We start from the raw sequence: 19,782 nt of genomic DNA, 5'->3' as shown, positions 1-19,782 counted from the left end.
CTTGCTACTAGACAAACTAGCAAGTTTTATTGAAATAAAATAAGACTCTGAAAGGAAGAGCACATGGCACACGAAAATGTCATTGAGATGCGTGATATTACCAAGGTGTTTGGTGAATTTGTTGCCAACGACAAAATCAACCTGCACCTACGAAAAGGTGAAATTCATGCACTTTTAGGAGAAAATGGGGCTGGAAAGTCCACGCTAATGAACATGTTAGCAGGCCTTCTTGAACCAACTAGTGGTGAAATCGCGGTCAACGGTCAAGTTGTCAACCTCGACTCACCATCTAAAGCAGCTAGCTTGGGAATCGGAATGGTTCACCAGCACTTTATGTTGGTAGAAGCCTTCACAGTGGCTGAAAACATCATTTTAGGTAGTGAATTGACTAAAAATGGTGTGCTAGATATCGCTGGAGCTAGCAAAGAAATCAAGGCTCTTTCTGAACGTTATGGCTTAGCTGTTGACCCTTCTGCCAAGGTAGCAGACATCTCAGTTGGGGCCCAACAACGTGTAGAAATTTTAAAAACCCTTTATCGGGGGGCTGATATCCTGATCTTTGATGAACCAACGGCTGTCTTGACTCCATCAGAAATTGATGAGTTGATGGCTATTATGAAAAATCTTGTCAAAGAAGGAAAATCAATTATCTTGATTACCCACAAGTTGGACGAGATTCGCGCAGTTTCTGACCGCGTTACAGTTATCCGTCGTGGGAAATCAATTGAAACTGTAGAAATTGCAGGGGCTACTAATGCTGATTTGGCAGAAATGATGGTAGGACGTTCTGTTTCCTTTAAAACAGAGAAACAAGCCTCTCAACCAAAAGAAGTAGTCTTGTCAATCAAAGATTTGGTGGTCAATGAAAACCGCGGTGTCCCAGCTGTGAAAAATCTGTCCTTGGATGTTCGAGCGGGAGAGATTGTTGGTATTGCGGGGATTGATGGAAATGGTCAGTCTGAACTGATTCAAGCCATCACAGGTCTTCGCAAGGTTGAATCTGGTAGCATTGAGCTAAAAGGAGATTCAATTGTAGGCTTGCACCCACGACAAATTACAGAACTAAGTGTTGGGCACGTTACAGAAGACCGTCACCGTGATGGCTTGATTTTGGAAATGATGATCTCTGAAAATATTGCCCTTCAAACCTACTACAAAGAACCACATAGTAAAAATGGAATTTTGAACTATGCGAATATCACTTCTTATGCTAAAAAGTTAATGGAAGAATTTGATGTTCGTGCTGCCAGTGAATTTGTTCCTGCAGCTGCACTCTCAGGAGGAAATCAACAAAAAGCAATTATTGCTCGTGAAATTGATCGAGATCCTGATCTCCTTATCGTCAGCCAGCCAACTCGTGGTTTGGATGTCGGTGCCATTGAATATATCCACAAACGCTTGATTGAAGAGCGTGATAATGGTAAGGCTGTTCTTGTTGTCAGCTTTGAATTGGATGAGATTTTAAACGTCTCAGACCGTATTGCCGTTATCCACGATGGTAAGATTCAAGGTATTGTATCACCAGAAACAACCAATAAACAAGAACTTGGTGTCTTGATGGCTGGTGGAAACTTGGGAAAGGAGAAGAGTGATGTCTAAAAAATTACAACAAATTTCGGTTCCCTTGATTTCTGTCTTCCTAGGAATTTTACTTGGAGCCATTGTCATGTGGATCTTCGGTTATGATGCTATTTGGGGCTACGAAGAATTGTTCTATACAGCCTTTGGTAGCCTGCGTGGGATTGGAGAAATCTTCCGTGCTATGGGGCCTTTGGTCTTGATTGGTCTTGGTTTTGCTGTTGCCAGTCGTGCAGGTTTCTTTAACGTCGGGCTTCCTGGTCAGGCTTTGGCAGGTTGGATTCTCAGTGGTTGGTTTGCCCTGTCGCATCCAGATATGCCGCGTCCCTTGATGATTTTAGCGACTATCGTGATTGCTTTGATTGCTGGTGGGATTGTCGGAGCGATTCCAGGTATTCTTAGGGCTTATCTAGGGACGTCAGAGGTTATCGTAACCATCATGATGAACTACATTGTCTTGTATGTAGGAAATGCCTTTATCCATTCTTTCCCTAAAGATTTCATGCAAAGTACAGATTCGACCATTCGTGTTGGGGCTAATGCAACCTACCAGACCCCTTGGTTAGCTGAGTTGACTGGTAATTCGCGGATGAATATTGGTATTTTCTTTGCCATCATTGCCGTTGCAGTTATTTGGTTCATGCTCAAGAAAACAACCCTTGGTTTTGAAATCCGTGCAGTTGGTCTTAATCCACATGCTTCAGAATATGCTGGTATTTCTGCCAAACGGACTATTATCCTATCTATGATTATTTCAGGTGCCTTGGCAGGTCTTGGTGGAGCTGTTGAAGGACTTGGAACCTTCCAGAACGTCTATGTTCAAGGGGCATCATTAGCTGTCGGGTTTAACGGGATGGCAGTTAGTCTACTTGCAGCAAACTCACCAATTGGTATTCTCTTTGCAGCCTTCCTGTTTGGTGTTCTCCAAGTTGGAGCCCCAGGTATGAATGCGGCGCAGGTACCGTCTGAGCTTGTCAGCATTGTAACAGCGTCTATTATCTTCTTTGTCAGTGTTCATTACCTTATCGAACGCTTTGTCAAACCGAAAAAACAAGTTAAAGGAGGTAAGTAAAGATGTCTATTACAACCTTGCTCACCCTCTTGGTGTCTTCTATGCTGATTTACTCAGCACCCCTCATCTTTACAAGTATCGGTGGTGTTTTCTCTGAACGTGGTGGTGTGGTAAACGTCGGCCTTGAAGGAATTATGGTTATGGGTGCCTTTTCTGGAGTTGTCTTTAACCTTGAATTTGCAGAACAATTTGGAGCAGCAACTCCATGGCTATCCTTGCTTGTAGCAGGATTGGTAGGAGGAATCTTTTCTATCATCCACGCAGCAGCGACGGTTCATTTCCGTGCAGACCATGTTGTCAGCGGTACGGTATTGAACTTGATGGCGCCAGCCTTGGCTGTTTTCTTGGTTAAAGTTCTTTATAACAAAGGACAAACCGACAACCTAAGTCAAACTTTTGGACGCTTTGACTTCCCAGTCTTGGCAAATATCCCAGTTATCGGTGATATATTCTTCAAGTCAACAAGTCTGCTAGGTTATATCGCGATTGTCTTCTCATTCCTTGCTTGGTTTATTCTCTTTAAGACTCGCTTTGGTCTTCGTCTCCGCTCCGTCGGTGAACACCCTCAAGCAGCGGACACTTTGGGAATCAATGTCTACAAAATGAGATATTTAGGGGTTATCATTTCAGGTTTCCTAGGTGGAATTGGTGGAGCTATTTATGCTCAATCCATATCAGTTAACTTCTCAGTGACAACTATTGTTGGACCTGGATTTATCGCCCTTGCTGCGATGATCTTCGGAAAATGGAATCCAATCGGAGCCATGCTTTCTAGTCTCTTCTTTGGACTTTCACAAAGTTTGGCTGTTATCGGCTCTCAATTGCCATTCCTACAAGGAGTGCCTGCGGTTTATCTTCAAATCGCACCTTATGTTTTGACAATTCTAGTCTTGGCAGCCTTCTTTGGAAAAGCAGTTGCACCAAAAGCAGATGGTATCAACTATATCAAATCAAAATAAGCATACAAAAAACGTCAGTTCAGAATGAACTGGCGTTTTATTTTTTAGGATGTTGGTTGCTTAGGTTCAATCCCCAAGGGACAAGATTTTCAGTTTTATTTTTGATACGAGCGATGTTGTCCTTATGACGAATGATAATCAAACTAGCAAGTGCTAGGATAATAGCGATGAATAGAGGATCATAGTTGCTCAGGATAAAACCAAAAAGTGGAAAGAGTAGAACTCCGATGACAGCCGCGACAGATGCTGTGACACTAGATAGTGAAATCATACTACCAAGATAGAGGGTTCCAAAGAAAACAACTGCAAGGTAGAGACAGAAGACAGGTGCAAATCCGAAAACCACTCCAGCACTGGTTGCGACAGCCTTGCCTCCCTTAAATCCTGCAAAGATAGGGAAGGTATGTCCAATGACAGCCAAAAGTCCAAAGATGAGAGGCGAAACTCCTTGAAGATGAAACATAATCGGAAGCAGTGTTGCTAGGGTTCCTTTGAAAAAGTCAATCACAAAGGTTGCCATACCAGCTTTCTTGCCTAAAATGCGGAAGGTATTGGTCGTTCCAGTGTTACCAGAACCATGCTCGCGCAGATTGATTTGAAAGAATACTTGTCCAATCCAGAGACCAGACGGAATCGAACCCAGCAGATAAGCTAGGATTAATAAAACTATTGTAATCATACTCCTATTATATCATGAATTGGGAAAGAAAGGCAGAGAATCTCTACTGAAATTGTTACACCGGAGAAAGAAAAATTTTGCAAAATCCTTGGAAAACCTGTAGAATAGTAAAGATGAACGAATAGGAGGTTCCTTGTGTCAAAAAAGGAAATCAATATTAACAATTATAATGATGATGCCATTCAGGTGCTAGAAGGGTTGGATGCGGTCCGAAAACGTCCAGGGATGTATATCGGATCGACCGATGGTGCTGGTCTTCACCACCTAGTCTGGGAAATCGTCGACAATGCTGTCGATGAGGCCTTATCTGGATTTGGCGACCGTATTGATGTGACCATCAATAAAGATGGCAGTTTAACGGTTCAAGACCATGGTCGTGGGATGCCGACTGGAATGCACGCTACGGGGATTCCAACAGTTGAGGTTATCTTTACCATCCTTCACGCCGGAGGGAAATTCGGTCAGGGGGGCTACAAGACATCTGGTGGTCTCCATGGGGTGGGTTCTTCCGTTGTTAACGCTCTTTCAAGTTGGCTGGAAGTTGAAATTACCCGTGATGGTGCAATTTACAAGCAACGTTTTGAAAATGGTGGAAAACCTGTCACGACTCTGAAGAAAATTGGTACAGCACCCAAGTCTAAAACAGGTACCAAGGTTACTTTTATGCCTGATGCGACCATCTTCTCTACTACAGACTTCAAGTACAATACTATCTCAGAGCGCCTCAATGAATCAGCCTTTCTCTTGAAAAATGTGACCTTGTCTCTGACTGATAAACGAACAGACGAAGCGATTGAATTCCACTATGAGAATGGGGTACAAGACTTTGTTTCTTATCTGAACGAAGACAAGGAAACCTTGACGCCGGTTCTTTACTTTGAAGGGGAAGATAATGGTTTCCAAGTGGAAGTAGCCCTCCAGTACAATGACGGATTTTCAGATAACATTCTATCCTTTGTCAATAACGTTCGTACCAAGGATGGTGGAACGCATGAGACAGGACTCAAGTCCGCTATTACCAAGGTTATGAACGACTACGCGCGTAAGACGGGGCTTCTCAAGGAAAAAGATAAAAACCTTGAAGGTTCAGACTATCGTGAGGGACTAGCGGCCGTTCTTTCTATCTTGGTTCCTGAAGAACACCTCCAGTTTGAGGGTCAGACCAAGGACAAACTTGGTAGTCCTCTAGCTCGTCCAGTTGTGGATGGAATAGTGGCGGATAAGTTGACCTTCTTCCTCATGGAAAATGGGGAACTGGCTTCCAATCTCATCCGCAAGGCTATCAAGGCCCGTGACGCTCGTGAAGCGGCACGTAAGGCGCGTGATGAGAGCCGAAATGGGAAGAAAAATAAAAAAGACAAGGGCTTGCTGTCTGGGAAATTGACCCCAGCCCAGTCTAAGAATCCAGCTAAGAATGAACTCTATCTAGTCGAGGGAGATTCTGCTGGAGGTTCTGCCAAACAAGGCCGTGACCGCAAGTTCCAGGCTATCTTGCCTCTACGTGGTAAGGTTATCAATACAGCCAAGGCCAAGATGGCGGATATCCTCAAAAATGAAGAAATTAACACCATGATTTATACCATAGGTGCTGGTGTAGGAGCAGACTTCTCCCTTGAAGATGCCAACTATGACAAGATCATTATCATGACCGATGCGGATACAGACGGTGCCCACATTCAAACACTTCTCTTAACCTTCTTTTATCGCTATATGCGTCCTCTTGTCGAGGCAGGACATGTTTATATCGCCCTCCCGCCTCTTTACAAGATGTCAAAAGGTAAAGGCAAGAAAGAAGAAGTGGCCTACGCATGGACAGACGGAGAACTTGAAGAACTCCGCAAACAATTCGGCAAAGGAGCCACCCTCCAACGCTACAAAGGTCTTGGTGAGATGAATGCGGACCAGCTCTGGGAAACAACTATGAACCCAGAAACGCGTACCCTTATCCGTGTCACCATCGAAGACCTAGCACGCGCCGAACGCCGTGTCAATGTCCTCATGGGAGATAAGGTCGAACCACGACGTAAGTGGATTGAAGACAATGTCAAGTTTACGCTAGAAGAAGCGACTGTGTTTTAATGAAAGAAAATAATATGTTAGTAAACTGGAAATTAGAGTCGGATGTGAATGACTATGCGAAAAAGCAGTTTGAAAATCTTGGTTTGAAAAAATTGCAGGATTACAATGAAGAATCTGCTATGAGTGCTTATCTCAAAGAGGCGCTTAAGGGAGCGGCTAAGACGCAAACTAAGACTAATTTTGGAAAACCAGATTTTCATATTGAAAAATACAAACAAGTTCCTATCTTGATTGAAAACAAACTCAAATTATCTAAGCTAGTTGCTCAAACAAAGGACGGTATTAAGTTTGATGATAAATCAATTAGTGATTTTGCAGTGAATGGGGCTTTGCATTATGCGAGGGCAGTTATTGATAGTGGTAAATATCATGAAGCCGTCGCAGTTGGTGTTGCAGGTGATAATGAAGAAAATGTGACTATCAAAGTTTATTATGTCTTTGGTTCTGCTCCTAATGCCTATAAAGAGTTATCAAAGGTTACGACTTTTGATTTTTTGGAAAATGAGTCTACCTTTGAGACTTTCTACAAAGATGCTGTCTTGAGCGAAGAAGAAAAACACCAAATTCTGATTGATAGTCAAGCGACCTTGCAAGGCTATGCTAAAAAGCTCAATAAATTGATGCACAACCATAATATCACAGCTCCTCAACGGGTGCTTTATGTGTCTGGTATGCTATTATCTATGCAGGATATCGTAGATTGCAAAGGCAACAAGGTTGATGAGGGCTTAATACCTGATGATTTAAAGGGTGTACAGTCTGAAACCAAGCGTGATGGTAAGAAAGTTGTTGATCAAATCAAGGCTTTCCTAGATGAACGTGAAATCAATGAAGATAAGAAAACTCTCATGTTGGCTTCTTTTGGAGAAATTTCCAAAGATAGCCAGCGTGACGAGTTGATCACCAATGACAAAGAAGTAGCACAACTTCTCCCTCAAAAGGAAACTTCTGTTACCAAGCAAATCTTCACTTTTATCTATGAGAATATTTTCAAGTCCATTGATGGTTTGGGTGGACATATCGATATTATGGGGGAAATGTACTCTGAGTTTCTCAAGTACGCTTTGGGAGATGGAAAAGAAATTGGTATTGTCCTGACCCCTCCTTATGTTACCAAAATGATGGCGCAAATTCTGGGGATAACAAGTGAGAGCAAGGTTATGGATTTGGCGACTGGTTCGGCTGGTTTCCTCATTTCAGCGATGGAGTTGATGATAGATCATGCAAATATCAGTTTTGGGAAGGGGACTTCTCGAGCTAACGAGGAGATTGCGAAGCTCAAGAAAGATAACTTGCTAGGAATAGAACTTAATGCAGAGATGTATACCTTAGCGACAACCAATATGATTCTTCGTGGAGATGGGTCTAGTCGAATTGAAAAAGGTTCAGCCTTTAATCGTCCTGAGAGTCTATTTACGGATTTTAAAGCTAATCGTGTTTTGCTGAATCCACCTTTCTCTTATGAAGAAAATGGTCTTCCTTTTATAGCTTATGGTTTGGATAAGATGGAGCGTGGTGGCCTAGGTGCCATTATCATTCAAGATAGTGCTGGTTCTGGTAAGGCAACAAAGACAGCTAAAGCTATTTTGAAAAAGCATACCCTACTTGCCTCTATCAAAATGCCCGTTGACCTTTTTGTTCCCATGGCAGGTGTCCAGACTTCTATCTATATTTTTAAGGCTCATGAGGCACATGATTACGACCAGACGGTTAAATTTATTGACTTTAGAAATGACGGTTTTAAACGTGCTAAGCGAGGTATTTCAGAGGTTGATAATCCTATCCAGCGTTACCAAGATGTGATTAAAATTTATAAGGCTGGAAAGAGAGCGGAAGTGAGTAAAGAACTTTGGGATTTAGATGCTATCTTTATTGAGGACTTTATCACTGACAAGGGTAATGATTGGAATTTCGAACAGCACCAGATCATTGATACAAAACCAACCTTGAACGATTTTAAAAAGACTGTTGCTGACTACTTAGCTTGGGAAGTGGAACAACTCCTGAAAAACAAGGGGGAAGATAGCTCAAAAAAAGCCTAAGCCCTCGCCTTCAAAAATTGGAAGAGGAATTTGAAGCAAATGGGGGCGAGTGGAGAGAGTATCGGATAGGAGATTTATTTGGTAATATTGTTCAGGGTTCCCGTCTAACGAAAGCAGATCAGATAGATGGCCTTTTACCATTTGTGATGGCAGGAGTGACTAATACGGGTGTCGTTAGACATATTGGGAATAAGATGACTATTTTTCCAAAAAATTCTCTGACTATTGATATTTTTGGAAATGTTTTTTATCGAAATTATGAATTTAGCGCATCAGATGATGTGGGTGTCTACTGGAATGACGAAGAGTATAGTGAACACTCCATGTTATTTTTAGCATCTTCAATTCAAAAATCTTTAGTTGGTAAATTTGATTTTGGAAATAAGCTACGCTCTTCTAAATCTCATGACCTCCTAGTTAAACTTCCAACTCTCAATAACAAATTAGCATTTTCATACATGGAAAGCTACATCAAAGCGCTCGAGTCTGAACGCATCGAGACGCTCGAGTCTTATCTAACTGTAACAAATCTTAGGGATTATCATCTTACAAAAAATGATGAAAAAGTACTTGACAAGTTTGCAAAACTTTCCGATACTAAGAGTAGAGTAGAGGAGTTGGAGGTATTCCAACTTTCTCAGGTCTTTAACTTATCCAGTAGTAAAAAGAAATTCAATGCAAATATGATTGAGTTTGGAGGAAAGTTTCCTTATGTAGCTCGTGGAGATAGTAACAATGGGATTCGAGGTTATATTACAGAGAGTGAAGAATTTCTCAATCCTGCCAACACAATTAGTTTTGGTCAAGATACGGCAACGATGTTTTATCAAAAAGAACCCTATTTCACAGGAGATAAAATTAAGGTATTGCGCACTAAAGAAGTAGAATTGGATAGGTATAAAGCTCTTTATTTAATTACTTCATTAAGAAAGAGTTTCTCTACATTTAGTTGGGGAAGTAGCTCTTTTAATGAAAAAGTATTAAAAGAGACAGATGTTAAGCTTCCTATCAAAAATAATCAAATCGACTATACATTTATGTCTGACTTTGTTCGAGCAGTGGAGAAATTAGTTATCAAGGATTTAGTCATCTGGGCTGACAAAAAAATTGCTGCGACTAAGGAAGTAGTAGCAAGATAGTTCAGTATATCTGTCCTTTTTAGGGAGTAGCTGTCCTGACTTTTAGGCAGCTTTTCCTTAAAAAGGACAAGTTGAGTTTTGATAACAGCTGTTTATTTACAACTTACAAAAAGTTTACATTGAAAAAAGTAAGAAGGAGTATCTAGTGAATGGTGAATAAGAAACCTAAAGGAGCGGCAAAGATTAGATTGTTCAAAATAAGTCATGCAGAGTATGGGAAAGTACTTGATGTGTTGGATGCGAAAACATCTATTTTGGATGTAAGAAATATGATTTCTAATAGAGAGCCGGATTATGAGTATTTTATTCCAAAAGTGATATTTTCATTGGACAAAGAGGCTAAGGAAAATGGTTTCTATTTTAGCGGACTCAACGGAGATTTTGCTTACTTACCAAGGGTTACTACAGACATTGTAGAGTTTAAGTTGCCAGATGAACTGAAAGAACATATTGCTAAAGGACACCCTCTTTTCTATACAAAATGGCGTTAATAAGGGGAAATTATGGTATTGGAAAATAAACTAGGCATTACAAACTCAGCCCATCTGGCAGATGCAGAAGAAAAACTGACAAAAAAACAAGCCGCCCTGCTCTTTCAGACAGGAGACTTGTTCAAGATGGAAGTTGGTACATTTTTAGGGCTGTCCGCTATTCACCATTATCTCTTTTCCGGTATCTATGATTTCGCTGGAAAAATCCGTGATGTTAATATTCCAAAGGATAACTTTCAATTTGCCCCCCGTATTTTTTTAGAGCAATCCTTACAGTATATTGACAAACTTCCTCATGACAATTTTGATCAAGTGGTTGATAAGTATGCGGATATGAATATTGCCCATCCTTTCCGTGAGGGGAATGGACGCGCAATGCGGATTTGGCTAGATTGTATGCTTCGTGAAAAGCTGGGTAAGGTGGTAGATTGGAACGCCATTGATAAGGATGAATACCTGAATGCCATGAAGCGTAGTGCAGTATCGACTGGAGAACTCAAGTATTTACTTCTCAATAACTTGACGGATGACCTCAGTCAGACCAGTTTCTTTAAGGGAGTGGATGCTTCATACCACTACGAAGGATACAGTCTTTATCAGACAAGGGAATTATAATATAAAAACTATCCAGTAAGAAGAAGCAGACGCTTGGTAACCTATAAAACGAGAAGGTGCTGACATGAGAGATGAAACAGAAATGCTAGATTTGATTTTACAGACTGCCAAAACTTTACAAGTCAAAGCTGTCGCCATGTCTGGTTCACGGGCAAATCCAAAGGCTCCAAAAGATGAATTTCAAGACTATGATGTGGTCTATGTCGTGGACGATTTAGATAATTTGACGAGTGACCTTTCTTGGTTGGGGCAGTTTGGTAAACGCCTGATTGAACAGCATGTCCTACTTGACCAGCGACATCTTTATCTCATGCTCTTTGAGGATGGTAACCGCATTGATTTGACTCTTTGCCCAAAAGAACACATTCAAGAGTGGGTGAACAGCGAGGCAGGATTCACTGTTTTGGAAGACCCAGAACATTTATTTGAACCCTATTCTCCCAATTTAGAGCGTTACTGGACAAGCCCAGCTAGTGAGACAGATTTTAAAAATTCCTGCAATGAATTTTGGTGGGTGTCATCTTACGTGGTTAAAGGGATTTGTCGCAAACAAGTCATCTATGCCACTGACCATCTCTATGGTATTTGTCAACAAGAACTCCTGAAAATTTTAGCTTGGCTGGTAGCAAGTGATAGGGGGAAAGTCGATATCGGCAAGAACTACAAGTATCTCTTCAACTATTTACCTGCTGAGCAAAAGAAGGAATTCTCGAATCTGCTTGATTTTTCAAGTGTAGAGAAACTTACTCAGTCTTTGTTTGCTACGATGAAATTTTTCCACCAAGAAGCTCAATCCCTTGCTCAAAAAATGGGCTTTGACTACGATAAAGAAGTGACTGAGAAGATGATTGAGTATGCTGAGGAAAGAGTGAAGAAGTTTGGTAATAACTAGAAAAATGAAAAAGCGAGAGGAGAAGACTCATGATTGAAAAAGTGGAACGCCTCATTACAGAGATTAATCGTATTCATATAGAATATTCTAAAGATTATTTTGAAACGGGTAAGGTGGAAAAAATCAATCTCAAGCATACCTTTTCAAAAGTTCCGACGAAAGCGATTTTGTCATACCGTCTGAATTTACATGAGTCAATTAATGACTATCTGATGAAAGCGGATGTCCAAAATATTGCCTATGTTTATCGTGTCAAGACTTCTGAGTCTTAGATAAAATTACACGTTTTTCAGAGCGTCAAGAGGGCTATCCTGTGAATTCAATTCTTAATGATATTTTTGGTGCTCGTATGATTTTAAGTTCCAAAGAGATAGCTCAAGTCATGGAGAAATTAGATGATTGGCAAGAGATGTACGGACTAAAAAACTGGTATTTACGTGATAAAGATGGCTATGTCGGTATTCATATCTATTTTAAAAATAAAAGTAATTTTTACTATCCATGGGAACTCCAACTTTGGGATAGGAAAGATGTAGATAGCAATATCGCCAGTCATATCAAGTATAAACGAGGATTTGTGGGATGAAAATAGTTACACTCACTAATAACTAACGTGATGTTTAGATAAAGGAGGATTCAATGTCTGAAGCGCTAACGATGGTTCTGTTTTTAATTGCTTTTTTAACTTTTATCGAATTTAGGAAACGTAGAAGTAAAAAATTTAATGATTCACCGTTGTTTATTATAATTGAGAAACAATACAAGAACTGGCATAGAATGAATGGTACTATATTAAACAAAAAATATACTACAGTTTTTGAGATTGATAGAATTCTATTTGAATTACGCTCCAAGTTATTAGATTATGGTATCACGAAGGAAGAATTTGAAGATTATATTAAATTTGTAGAGAAAAAAGGTAATCAGTTAACTTTTTCAATTAAGGACATAATTATAGGAATCCTAACTTTTTTAAGTACAAATACATTTATCTCAAAGATATTACCAGAAACTACTTGGGAACAAATTCAAAAATCGTTTCAAAATATAGTCAATAGTGTGAGTGAATATGAATATCTATTTAATATTATTTTGATACTTTTGTTATTAATTCTTTCACTAAGAGCAATGTACATAATCAGTAATTTTGATAATTTGAATAAAGAGGGGCAAAGATACCCTTTGTTGAAAAGATTAGAATCAATTTGGGAATATAAAGAAAATACGGAAATTTCTACTATTGAAGGTGCGTTAAAACATAGGGAAGGAAACACTGAGGAGTATGTATATACTAAAATAAATTTTTCAAAATCTAATTTTGATAAGCGGTTGGAAGCAGCCGTAGGTGAAACAGTTTTTGATAATTTTGCTTTCATATTTAAAAAAATTGAGGTTGTATTTACTTGTTTATCTAGTGCATTTGACTGGTTATTAGGTTTTATACTACCAACTATATTTCTGATAAGCAGTCTTTGGTTATTATCTTTAGAACCAAAGACTAACATGATAAATATTCTTTTTATTAAAATTTTATCAGTAATCATTTATCTTTTATTTATATTATTTTCTAATTCACAAATGAATGTGTACTCAGAGGGAATAACTTATGAAAAAAGTGATTTTTCTAAAAAATATCAATATAAGCTAGTACCAGTCCAGAGAAAATGGCCCTCAATCATTTGTTTTATAATATATTTAATTTTTTCCATTTTCATTGTTTATTATCTTTTTGTTAGTGAAAAACTTAATTGTCTTAATATAATTTTTTTGATTATATTCTTTATAGTCTATTTGACAAGTTTCTTTCTAAGGGTGGAAAAAAATACTAGATGAAAATGCAATAATACAATAGAACTGGAAAGAACTTTAGCTAGAAATAAAAAAATTTACTGTATATTTATATTTTAAAAAATAATTCTAATTATTAAATTAAGAAGGTTTATAACCATGTCTAACATTCAAAATATGTCCCTGGAGGACATCATGGGAGAGCGCTTTGGTCGCTACTCCAAATACATTATTCAAGACCGGGCTTTGCCAGATATTCGTGATGGATTGAAGCCGGTTCAGCGCCGCATTCTTTATTCGATGAATAAGGATGGCAATACCTTTGATAAGAGTTACCGCAAGTCGGCCAAGTCTGTCGGGAACATTATGGGGAATTTCCACCCACACGGGGATTCTTCTATCTATGATGCCATGGTTCGTATGTCACAGGACTGGAAAAATCGTGAGATTTTAGTTGAAATGCACGGTAATAACGGTTCTATGGACGGAGATCCGCCTGCGGCTATGCGTTATACTGAGGCGCGTTTGTCTGAGATTGCAGGCTATCTTCTTCAGGATATCGATAAAAAGACCGTTCCTTTTGCTTGGAACTTTGACGATACCGAGAAAGAGCCGACTGTTTTACCAGCAGCCTTTCCAAACCTTTTGGTTAATGGTTCGACTGGTATTTCGGCTGGTTATGCCACAGATATTCCACCTCATAATTTAGCTGAGGTCATCGATGCGGCGGTCTATATGATTGACCACCCAACTGCCAAGGTGGATAAACTCATGGAATTCTTGCCTGGGCCAGACTTCCCGACTGGAGGGATTATCCAGGGTCGTGATGAAATCAATAAGGCCTATGAAACTGGGAAAGGGCGCGTGGTTGTTCGTTCAAAGACTGAGGTTGAAAAGCTAAAAGGTGGTAAGGAACAAATTGTTATTACTGAGATTCCTTATGAAATCAATAAGGCCAATCTAGTCAAGAAGATTGATGATGTTCGTGTCAATAATAAGGTGGCAGGTATTGCTGAGGTTCGTGATGAGTCTGACCGTGATGGTCTACGTATTGCTATTGAGCTAAAAAAAGATGCCAATACGGAGCTTGTTCTCAACTACCTATTTAAATACACCGACCTACAAATCAACTACAACTTTAATATGGTGGCGATTGACAATTTCACGCCTCGTCAGGTTGGGATCGTTCCAATTTTATCTAGCTATATTGCCCACCGTCGTGAAGTGATTTTGGCGCGTTCACGCTTTGACAAGGAAAAGGCTGAGAAACGTCTCCATATCGTTGAAGGTTTGATTCGTGTGATTTCGATTTTGGACGAAGTCATTGCGCTTATCCGTGCTTCTGAGAATAAGGCTGACGCCAAGGAAAATCTCAAGGTCAGTTATGATTTTACTGAAGAGCAGGCTGAGGCTATCGTAACCTTGCAACTGTACCGTTTGACCAATACCGATGTGGTTGTCTTGCAGGAAGAAGAAGCAGAACTTCGTGAAAAGATTGCCATGCTTGCGGCTATTATCGGTGATGAGCGGACTATGTACAATCTCATGAAGAAAGAACTTCGTGAGGTTAAGAAGAAATTTGCCACTCCTCGTTTGAGTTCTTTAGAAGACACTGCGAAAGCAATTGAGATTGATACAGCTAGTCTGATCGCCGAGGAAGATACCTATGTCAGCGTTACCAAGGCAGGTTATATCAAGCGTACCAGTCCACGTTCTTTTGCAGCTTCAACGCTAGAGGAAATTGGCAAACGTGATGATGACCGTTTGATCTTTGTACAAGCTGCTAAGACTACCCAGCATCTCTTGATGTTCACGACTCTTGGAAATGTCATTTATCGACCAATCCATGAATTGGCAGACATTCGCTGGAAGGACATCGGAGAGCATCTGAGCCAAACCATCACAAACTTTGAAACTAACGAAGAAATCCTTTATGTGGAAGTCGTGGATCAGTTTGATGATGCGACAACCTACTTTACTGCAACTCGTCTCGGTCAAATTAAACGGGTAGAACGCAAAGAGTTCTCTCCATGGCGAACCTACAAGTCTAAGTCTGTCAAGTATGCTAAGCTCAAAGACGAGACAGACCAGATTGTAGCAGTGGCTCCGATTAAACTGGATGATGTTCTCTTGATTAGCCAAAACGGTTATGCTCTGCGTTTCAATATCGAAGAGGTTCCTGTTGTCGGTGCCAAGGCTGCAGGTGTCAAGGCTATGAACCTGAAAGAAGATGATACCCTCCAATCGGCCTTTATCTGTAACACTTCATCCTTCTACCTCTTGACTCAGCGTGGAAGTTTGAAACGTGTTTCTATTGACGAAATTCCAGCAACTAGCCGTGCCAAACGAGGACTACAAGTCTTGCGTGAGTTGAAAAACAAACCGCATCGTGTCTTCTTAGCAGGATCAGTTGCAGAGCAAGGATTTGTTGGTGATCTCTTCAGTACAGAAGTGGAAGAGAACGACCAAACGCTGCTTGTCCAATCGAACAAAGGAACAATCTATGAAAGTCGACTACAAGACTTGAATCTGTCAGAACGCACAAGTAATGGTAGCTTCATCTCTGACACGATTTCGGATGAAGAAGTTTTTGACGCTTATCTTAAAGAAGTATTTACTGAAGCTAAATAAGTGAAANGAAGAATCAGTTCTAAGAGCTGGTTCTTTTTATTGAAGAAATTTTCTGAAAATTACAAAATATACTTGCTATTTTAGAAAAATAGTGTAGAATAAAAGAAATAGGTTTTTAGAATAAGGAGTGGAATATGACAGTAACGATTGATTGGGAAAATCTCGGTTTTTCCTATATGAAATTACCTTATCGCTATATTGCTCATTTTAAAAATGGACAATGGAATCAAGGAGAGCTTACAGAGGATGCAACTTTGCATATTTCAGAGTCTTCTCCAAGTCTTCACTATGGCCAACAAGCATTCGAAGGTTTAAAAGCTTACCGTACTAAGGATGGCAGTGTTCAACTGTTCCGTCCTGATGAAAATGCTAAACGTCTGCAACGTACTTGTAATCGTCTCTTGATGCCCCAAGTTTCCACAGAAATGTTTGTAGAAGCTTGTAAAGCAGTTGTCCGCGCGAATGAAGAATACGTACCACCATATGGAACAGGTGGAACCTTATATCTTCGCCCTCTTTTGATTGGAGTAGGAGATATTATCGGAGTAAAACCAGCAGAAGAGTATATTTTCACTATCTTTGCCATGCCAGTTGGAAATTACTTTAAGGGTGGTTTGGTTCCAACCAACTTCTTGATTCAGGATGAATACGACCGTGCTGCTCCAAATGGTACAGGTGCGGCTAAGGTTGGTGGGAACTATGCTGCCAGTCTCTTGCCAGGAAAATTGGCCAAGTCACGTCATTTTTCAGATGTTATCTATCTAGACCCATCAACTCATACAAAGATTGAAGAAGTCGGATCAGCTAACTTCTTTGGAATTACAGCTGATAATGAATTTGTAACACCATTGAGTCCATCTATCTTGCCATCTATTACCAAGTATTCTTTGCTTTATTTGGCAGAACATCGCTTGGGCTTAACTCCTATTGAGGGTGATGTCCCAATTGATAAGCTTGACCGTTTTGTAGAGGCAGGTGCCTGTGGTACAGCAGCAGTGATTTCTCCAATTGGTGGAATTCAGCACGGTGATGATTTCCATGTATTCTATAGTGAAACAGAAGTAGGTCCTGTGACTCGTAAATTATATGATGAATTGACAGGAATTCAGTTTGGCGATATTGAAGCGCCAGAAGGTTGGATTGTAAAAGTAGATTAAAATAAACTAAAGGAGATTTTTTATGAAATCGAAAAAGTGGCTCTTAACAGCAGGAGTAGTCCTGAGTACAACAGCTCTTTTAGTGGCTTGTGGAAAAGCTGATAAAGAAGCAGATGCACCGACAACATTTTCATATGTCTATGCAGTAGATCCAGCATCTTTGGACTATAGTATAGCGACTCGTACATCTACAACAGATGTCATCGGGAACGTGGTTGATGGATTGATGGAAAACGACCAATACGGAAATGTTATCCCTTCCTTGGCTGAAGATTGGTCTGTCTCAAAAGATGGTTTGACTTATACCTATAAACTTCGTAAAGGGGTTAAATGGTACACTTCAGAAGGTGAAGAATATGCAGAAGTAACAGCTCATGACTTTGTGACAGGGCTTAAACACGTGGCTGACGGCAAGTCAGACGGTGTTTCTCTGATTCAAAATTCAATCAAGGGCTTGGATGCCTACATGACTGGTGAGACCAATGATTTCTCTACAGTTGGTGTCAAGGCTTTGGACGATTACACAGTTGAATATACCCTAAACAAACCAGAAAGCTTCTGGAACTCTAAAGTCACTACAGCAACGATGTTACCTGTAAATGAAGAGTTTTTGAAGGCATCAGGTAAAGATTATGGAGCAGTTACTCCAGCAGGAATTCTCTACAATGGTCCTTATATCTTGAAGACCTTGACGTCTAAATCGTTAATTGAATACGAGAAAAACCCAAATTACTGGGATAAAGAAAAGGTAAAAATCGAGAAGATTAAATTGACTTACTACGATGGTTCTGATCAGGAATCGTTGATTCGTAGCTTCTCTTCTGGTGCTTATACGACAGCCCGTCTCTTCCCAAGTAGCTCAAACTTTGCTTCTACTTTGGAACAATACGGAGATAAAATCACTTATAGCCCACAGGATTCAAGTAGCTATTACTTCACCTTTAACGTAAATCGTCAGTCATATAATAAAACTGCAAAAACAAGTGAAGAGCAAAAGACTTCTACTAAAGAAGCTATGCTTAATAAGGACTTCCGTCAGGCTATCAACTTTGCCTTCAACCGCCATTCTTATGCTGCCCAGCTAAATGGTGAAGACGGTGCGGACAAGATTATTCGTAACAGCCTTGTTCCTGACAACTTTGTACAAGCAGGTGGTAAAAACTTTGGTCAAATCGCTCAAGCAGAGTTGGTGAACTATGGTGACCAATGGAAAGGTGTTGAGCTAGTTGACGGTAAGGATTCTATCTACAATCCTGACAAGGCTAAAGCTGCTTTCGAAAAAGCTAAGAAAGACTTGGAATCTAAAGGGGTAACATTCCCAATTCACTTGGATGTCCCAGTTGAACAAACAGATACCATCGCCGTTCAACAAAGCAACTCTTTCAAACAGTCAATCGAATCAACTCTTGGTGCTGAAAATGTTGTCATCGACGTTCTTCAAATGACAGATAATGAAAAGGAAACAATCACTTCTCAAGCGCGTGTTCCTTCTCAAAAAGATTATGATTTGAACAGTACAGGATGGGCTCCAAGCTATCAAGACCCAGCATCTTACTTGAATATCATGGATCCTAAATCAGGTTCTGCTATGAAACACCTTGGTATTACTAAAGGGAAAGATAAGGATGTTGTAGCGAAACTTGGTTTGGACCAATATAAGAAATTATTGGATGATGCAGATTCAGAAACTACAAATCTTGAAGAACGCTATGAAAAATATGCCAAGGCTCAAGCTTGGTTGACAGATAGTTCATTATTGATGCCAACAGCCTCATCTGGTGGTTCTCCAGTTGTAAGTAATGTCGTGCCATTCTCAAAACCATACTCACAAGTTGGTATTAAGGGTGACCCATATATCTTTAAAGGAATGAAATTGCAAAAAGATATTGTTACAACAAAAGAATATGAAGAAGCACTGAAAAAATGGCAAAAAGAAAAATTGGAATCAAATGGTAAGTACCAAAAAGAACTAGAAAAACACATTAAATAATGCGGAAAACTCTATATCGGACAAGCCCGATATAGAGTTTTTTCTTGCTAGTTTTGGGATTTTCTTGTAAAATAGAAAAAGTGAAGAGAGGTATGAAATGAGTAAGAAAGATAAAAAAATCGAAATTCAAGTAGCAGATGCCAAAGTTAATGTAGGAAAAGACAGTTTTGAAGGCTATACCTTGACCATTGGTAAAAAAGTTATCGGAGAAATTGCCGAATTAGATGGACAATTTGCCATCATAAAGAATGGGAATGTCGATAGTTTTTATAAAAAATTGNAAAAAGCTGTGGAAATTTTGATTGAAAATTATAATTTAGCAAAATAAGTCTTGTTTTTTTGAAATTTTCATGATATAATAGTCCATGTTGATTGTAGGAGAGATAGCGAAGAGGCTAAACGCGGCGGACTGTAAATCCGCTCCTTCGGGTTCGGGGGTTCGAATCCCTCTCTCTCCATTTCATCAATGGGGTATAGCCAAGCGGTAAGGCAAGGGACTTTGACTCCCTCATGCGTTGGTTCGAATCCAGCTACCCCAGTTCTTAGGTAATAATCAAGATAAAAAGCAAAATATCTTAGGGTATTTTATTTTTATAATTGAAAGACGTGAACGATATGAACATGTCCTTGCGGGTGCTTAGGAAAAAAATTATAAGTATGTCAAGTTTAA

At 39.7% G+C, this 19,782-nt stretch carries 15 protein-coding genes, 2 tRNA genes and 1 pseudogene; 17 read left to right on the top strand and 1 reads right to left on the bottom strand.

The annotated features are described in order from the left end of the window. Window positions 1-63: 63 nt before the first annotated feature. From D8836_RS01780 to D8836_RS01770, 3 genes are read left to right on the top strand one after another with little or no spacing between them, the layout of a single operon-like run. On the top strand, window positions 64-1,599 hold the full coding sequence (locus D8836_RS01780; RefSeq protein ID WP_125392963.1) for an ABC transporter ATP-binding protein: 1,536 nt from the start codon (window positions 64-66) through the stop codon (window positions 1,597-1,599). After that, window positions 1,592-2,650 carry an ABC transporter permease gene (locus D8836_RS01775; protein ID WP_125392962.1) on the top strand — a complete coding sequence of 353 codons (1,059 nt, stop codon included), beginning with the start codon at window positions 1,592-1,594 and terminating at the stop codon, window positions 2,648-2,650. Before D8836_RS01780 ends, D8836_RS01775 begins: the two co-directional genes overlap by 8 nt. A gap of 2 nt (window positions 2,651-2,652) precedes the next feature. After that, window positions 2,653-3,609: an ABC transporter permease gene (locus tag D8836_RS01770; protein ID WP_125392961.1), complete on the top strand. Its 957-nt coding sequence runs from the start codon at window positions 2,653-2,655 to the stop codon at window positions 3,607-3,609. A gap of 37 nt (window positions 3,610-3,646) precedes the next feature. Here D8836_RS01770 and plsY read toward each other — a convergent pair whose 3' ends face one another. Next, window positions 3,647-4,288, bottom strand: a complete 642-nt coding sequence (plsY, locus tag D8836_RS01765) for a glycerol-3-phosphate 1-O-acyltransferase PlsY (protein ID WP_125392960.1) — start codon at window positions 4,286-4,288, stop codon at window positions 3,647-3,649. A gap of 135 nt (window positions 4,289-4,423) precedes the next feature. Here plsY and parE point away from each other — a divergent pair, with 135 nt between their 5' ends. From parE to D8836_RS01695, 14 genes and pseudogenes are all read left to right on the top strand, one after another. Further along, on the top strand, window positions 4,424-6,367 hold the full coding sequence (gene parE, locus D8836_RS01760; RefSeq protein WP_125392959.1) for a DNA topoisomerase IV subunit B: 1,944 nt from the start codon (window positions 4,424-4,426) through the stop codon (window positions 6,365-6,367). A 14-nt stretch (window positions 6,368-6,381) separates the two neighbouring features. Then, a complete protein-coding gene (locus D8836_RS01755) occupies window positions 6,382-8,409 on the top strand; it encodes an HsdM family class I SAM-dependent methyltransferase (protein ID WP_125392958.1) in 2,028 nt (675 codons plus the stop codon). A gap of 17 nt (window positions 8,410-8,426) precedes the next feature. After that, window positions 8,427-9,548, top strand: a complete 1,122-nt coding sequence (locus D8836_RS11325; RefSeq protein WP_125392957.1) for a restriction endonuclease subunit S — start codon at window positions 8,427-8,429, stop codon at window positions 9,546-9,548. A 149-nt stretch (window positions 9,549-9,697) separates the two neighbouring features. Further along, window positions 9,698-10,039: a hypothetical protein gene (locus tag D8836_RS01745; RefSeq protein ID WP_125392956.1), complete on the top strand. Its 342-nt coding sequence runs from the start codon at window positions 9,698-9,700 to the stop codon at window positions 10,037-10,039. A 12-nt stretch (window positions 10,040-10,051) separates the two neighbouring features. Next, window positions 10,052-10,654, top strand: a complete 603-nt coding sequence (gene fic / locus D8836_RS01740) for a protein adenylyltransferase Fic (protein ID WP_125392955.1) — start codon at window positions 10,052-10,054, stop codon at window positions 10,652-10,654. A 64-nt stretch (window positions 10,655-10,718) separates the two neighbouring features. Then, window positions 10,719-11,546, top strand: coding sequence for an aminoglycoside 6-adenylyltransferase (locus tag D8836_RS01735; protein ID WP_125392954.1), 828 nt, complete (start codon window positions 10,719-10,721; stop codon window positions 11,544-11,546). A gap of 29 nt (window positions 11,547-11,575) precedes the next feature. Beyond that, window positions 11,576-12,132, top strand: a pseudogene (locus D8836_RS01730) (GTP pyrophosphokinase). Between the two features lie 53 nt (window positions 12,133-12,185). Beyond that, on the top strand, window positions 12,186-13,379 hold the full coding sequence (locus D8836_RS01725) for a hypothetical protein (RefSeq protein WP_125392953.1): 1,194 nt from the start codon (window positions 12,186-12,188) through the stop codon (window positions 13,377-13,379). 114 nt (window positions 13,380-13,493) lie between these two features. Continuing rightward, window positions 13,494-15,965, top strand: a complete 2,472-nt coding sequence (gene parC / locus D8836_RS01720; protein ID WP_125392952.1) for a DNA topoisomerase IV subunit A — start codon at window positions 13,494-13,496, stop codon at window positions 15,963-15,965. A gap of 134 nt (window positions 15,966-16,099) precedes the next feature. Next, a complete protein-coding gene (locus D8836_RS01715) occupies window positions 16,100-17,122 on the top strand; it encodes a branched-chain amino acid aminotransferase (RefSeq protein ID WP_125392951.1) in 1,023 nt (340 codons plus the stop codon). A gap of 22 nt (window positions 17,123-17,144) precedes the next feature. Further along, complete coding sequence (locus tag D8836_RS01710; RefSeq protein WP_000837408.1) at window positions 17,145-19,112, top strand: peptide ABC transporter substrate-binding protein; 1,968 nt, start codon at window positions 17,145-17,147, stop codon at window positions 19,110-19,112. Window positions 19,113-19,209: 97 nt separating this feature from the next. Beyond that, window positions 19,210-19,440, top strand: coding sequence for a DUF2969 domain-containing protein (locus D8836_RS01705; RefSeq protein WP_125392950.1), 231 nt, complete (start codon window positions 19,210-19,212; stop codon window positions 19,438-19,440). A gap of 49 nt (window positions 19,441-19,489) precedes the next feature. Next, a tRNA-Tyr gene (locus tag D8836_RS01700) sits at window positions 19,490-19,570 on the top strand. A 9-nt stretch (window positions 19,571-19,579) separates the two neighbouring features. Further along, window positions 19,580-19,651, top strand: a tRNA-Gln gene (locus D8836_RS01695). The last annotated feature ends 131 nt before the right edge of the window (window positions 19,652-19,782 follow it).

It is taken from the genome of Streptococcus mitis (assembly GCF_003942995.1).
GTDB lineage: Bacteria > Bacillota > Bacilli > Lactobacillales > Streptococcaceae > Streptococcus > Streptococcus mitis_CV.
Note: the sequence above shows the minus strand (reverse complement) of the source record. Positions and strands in the feature narration are given on the sequence as shown.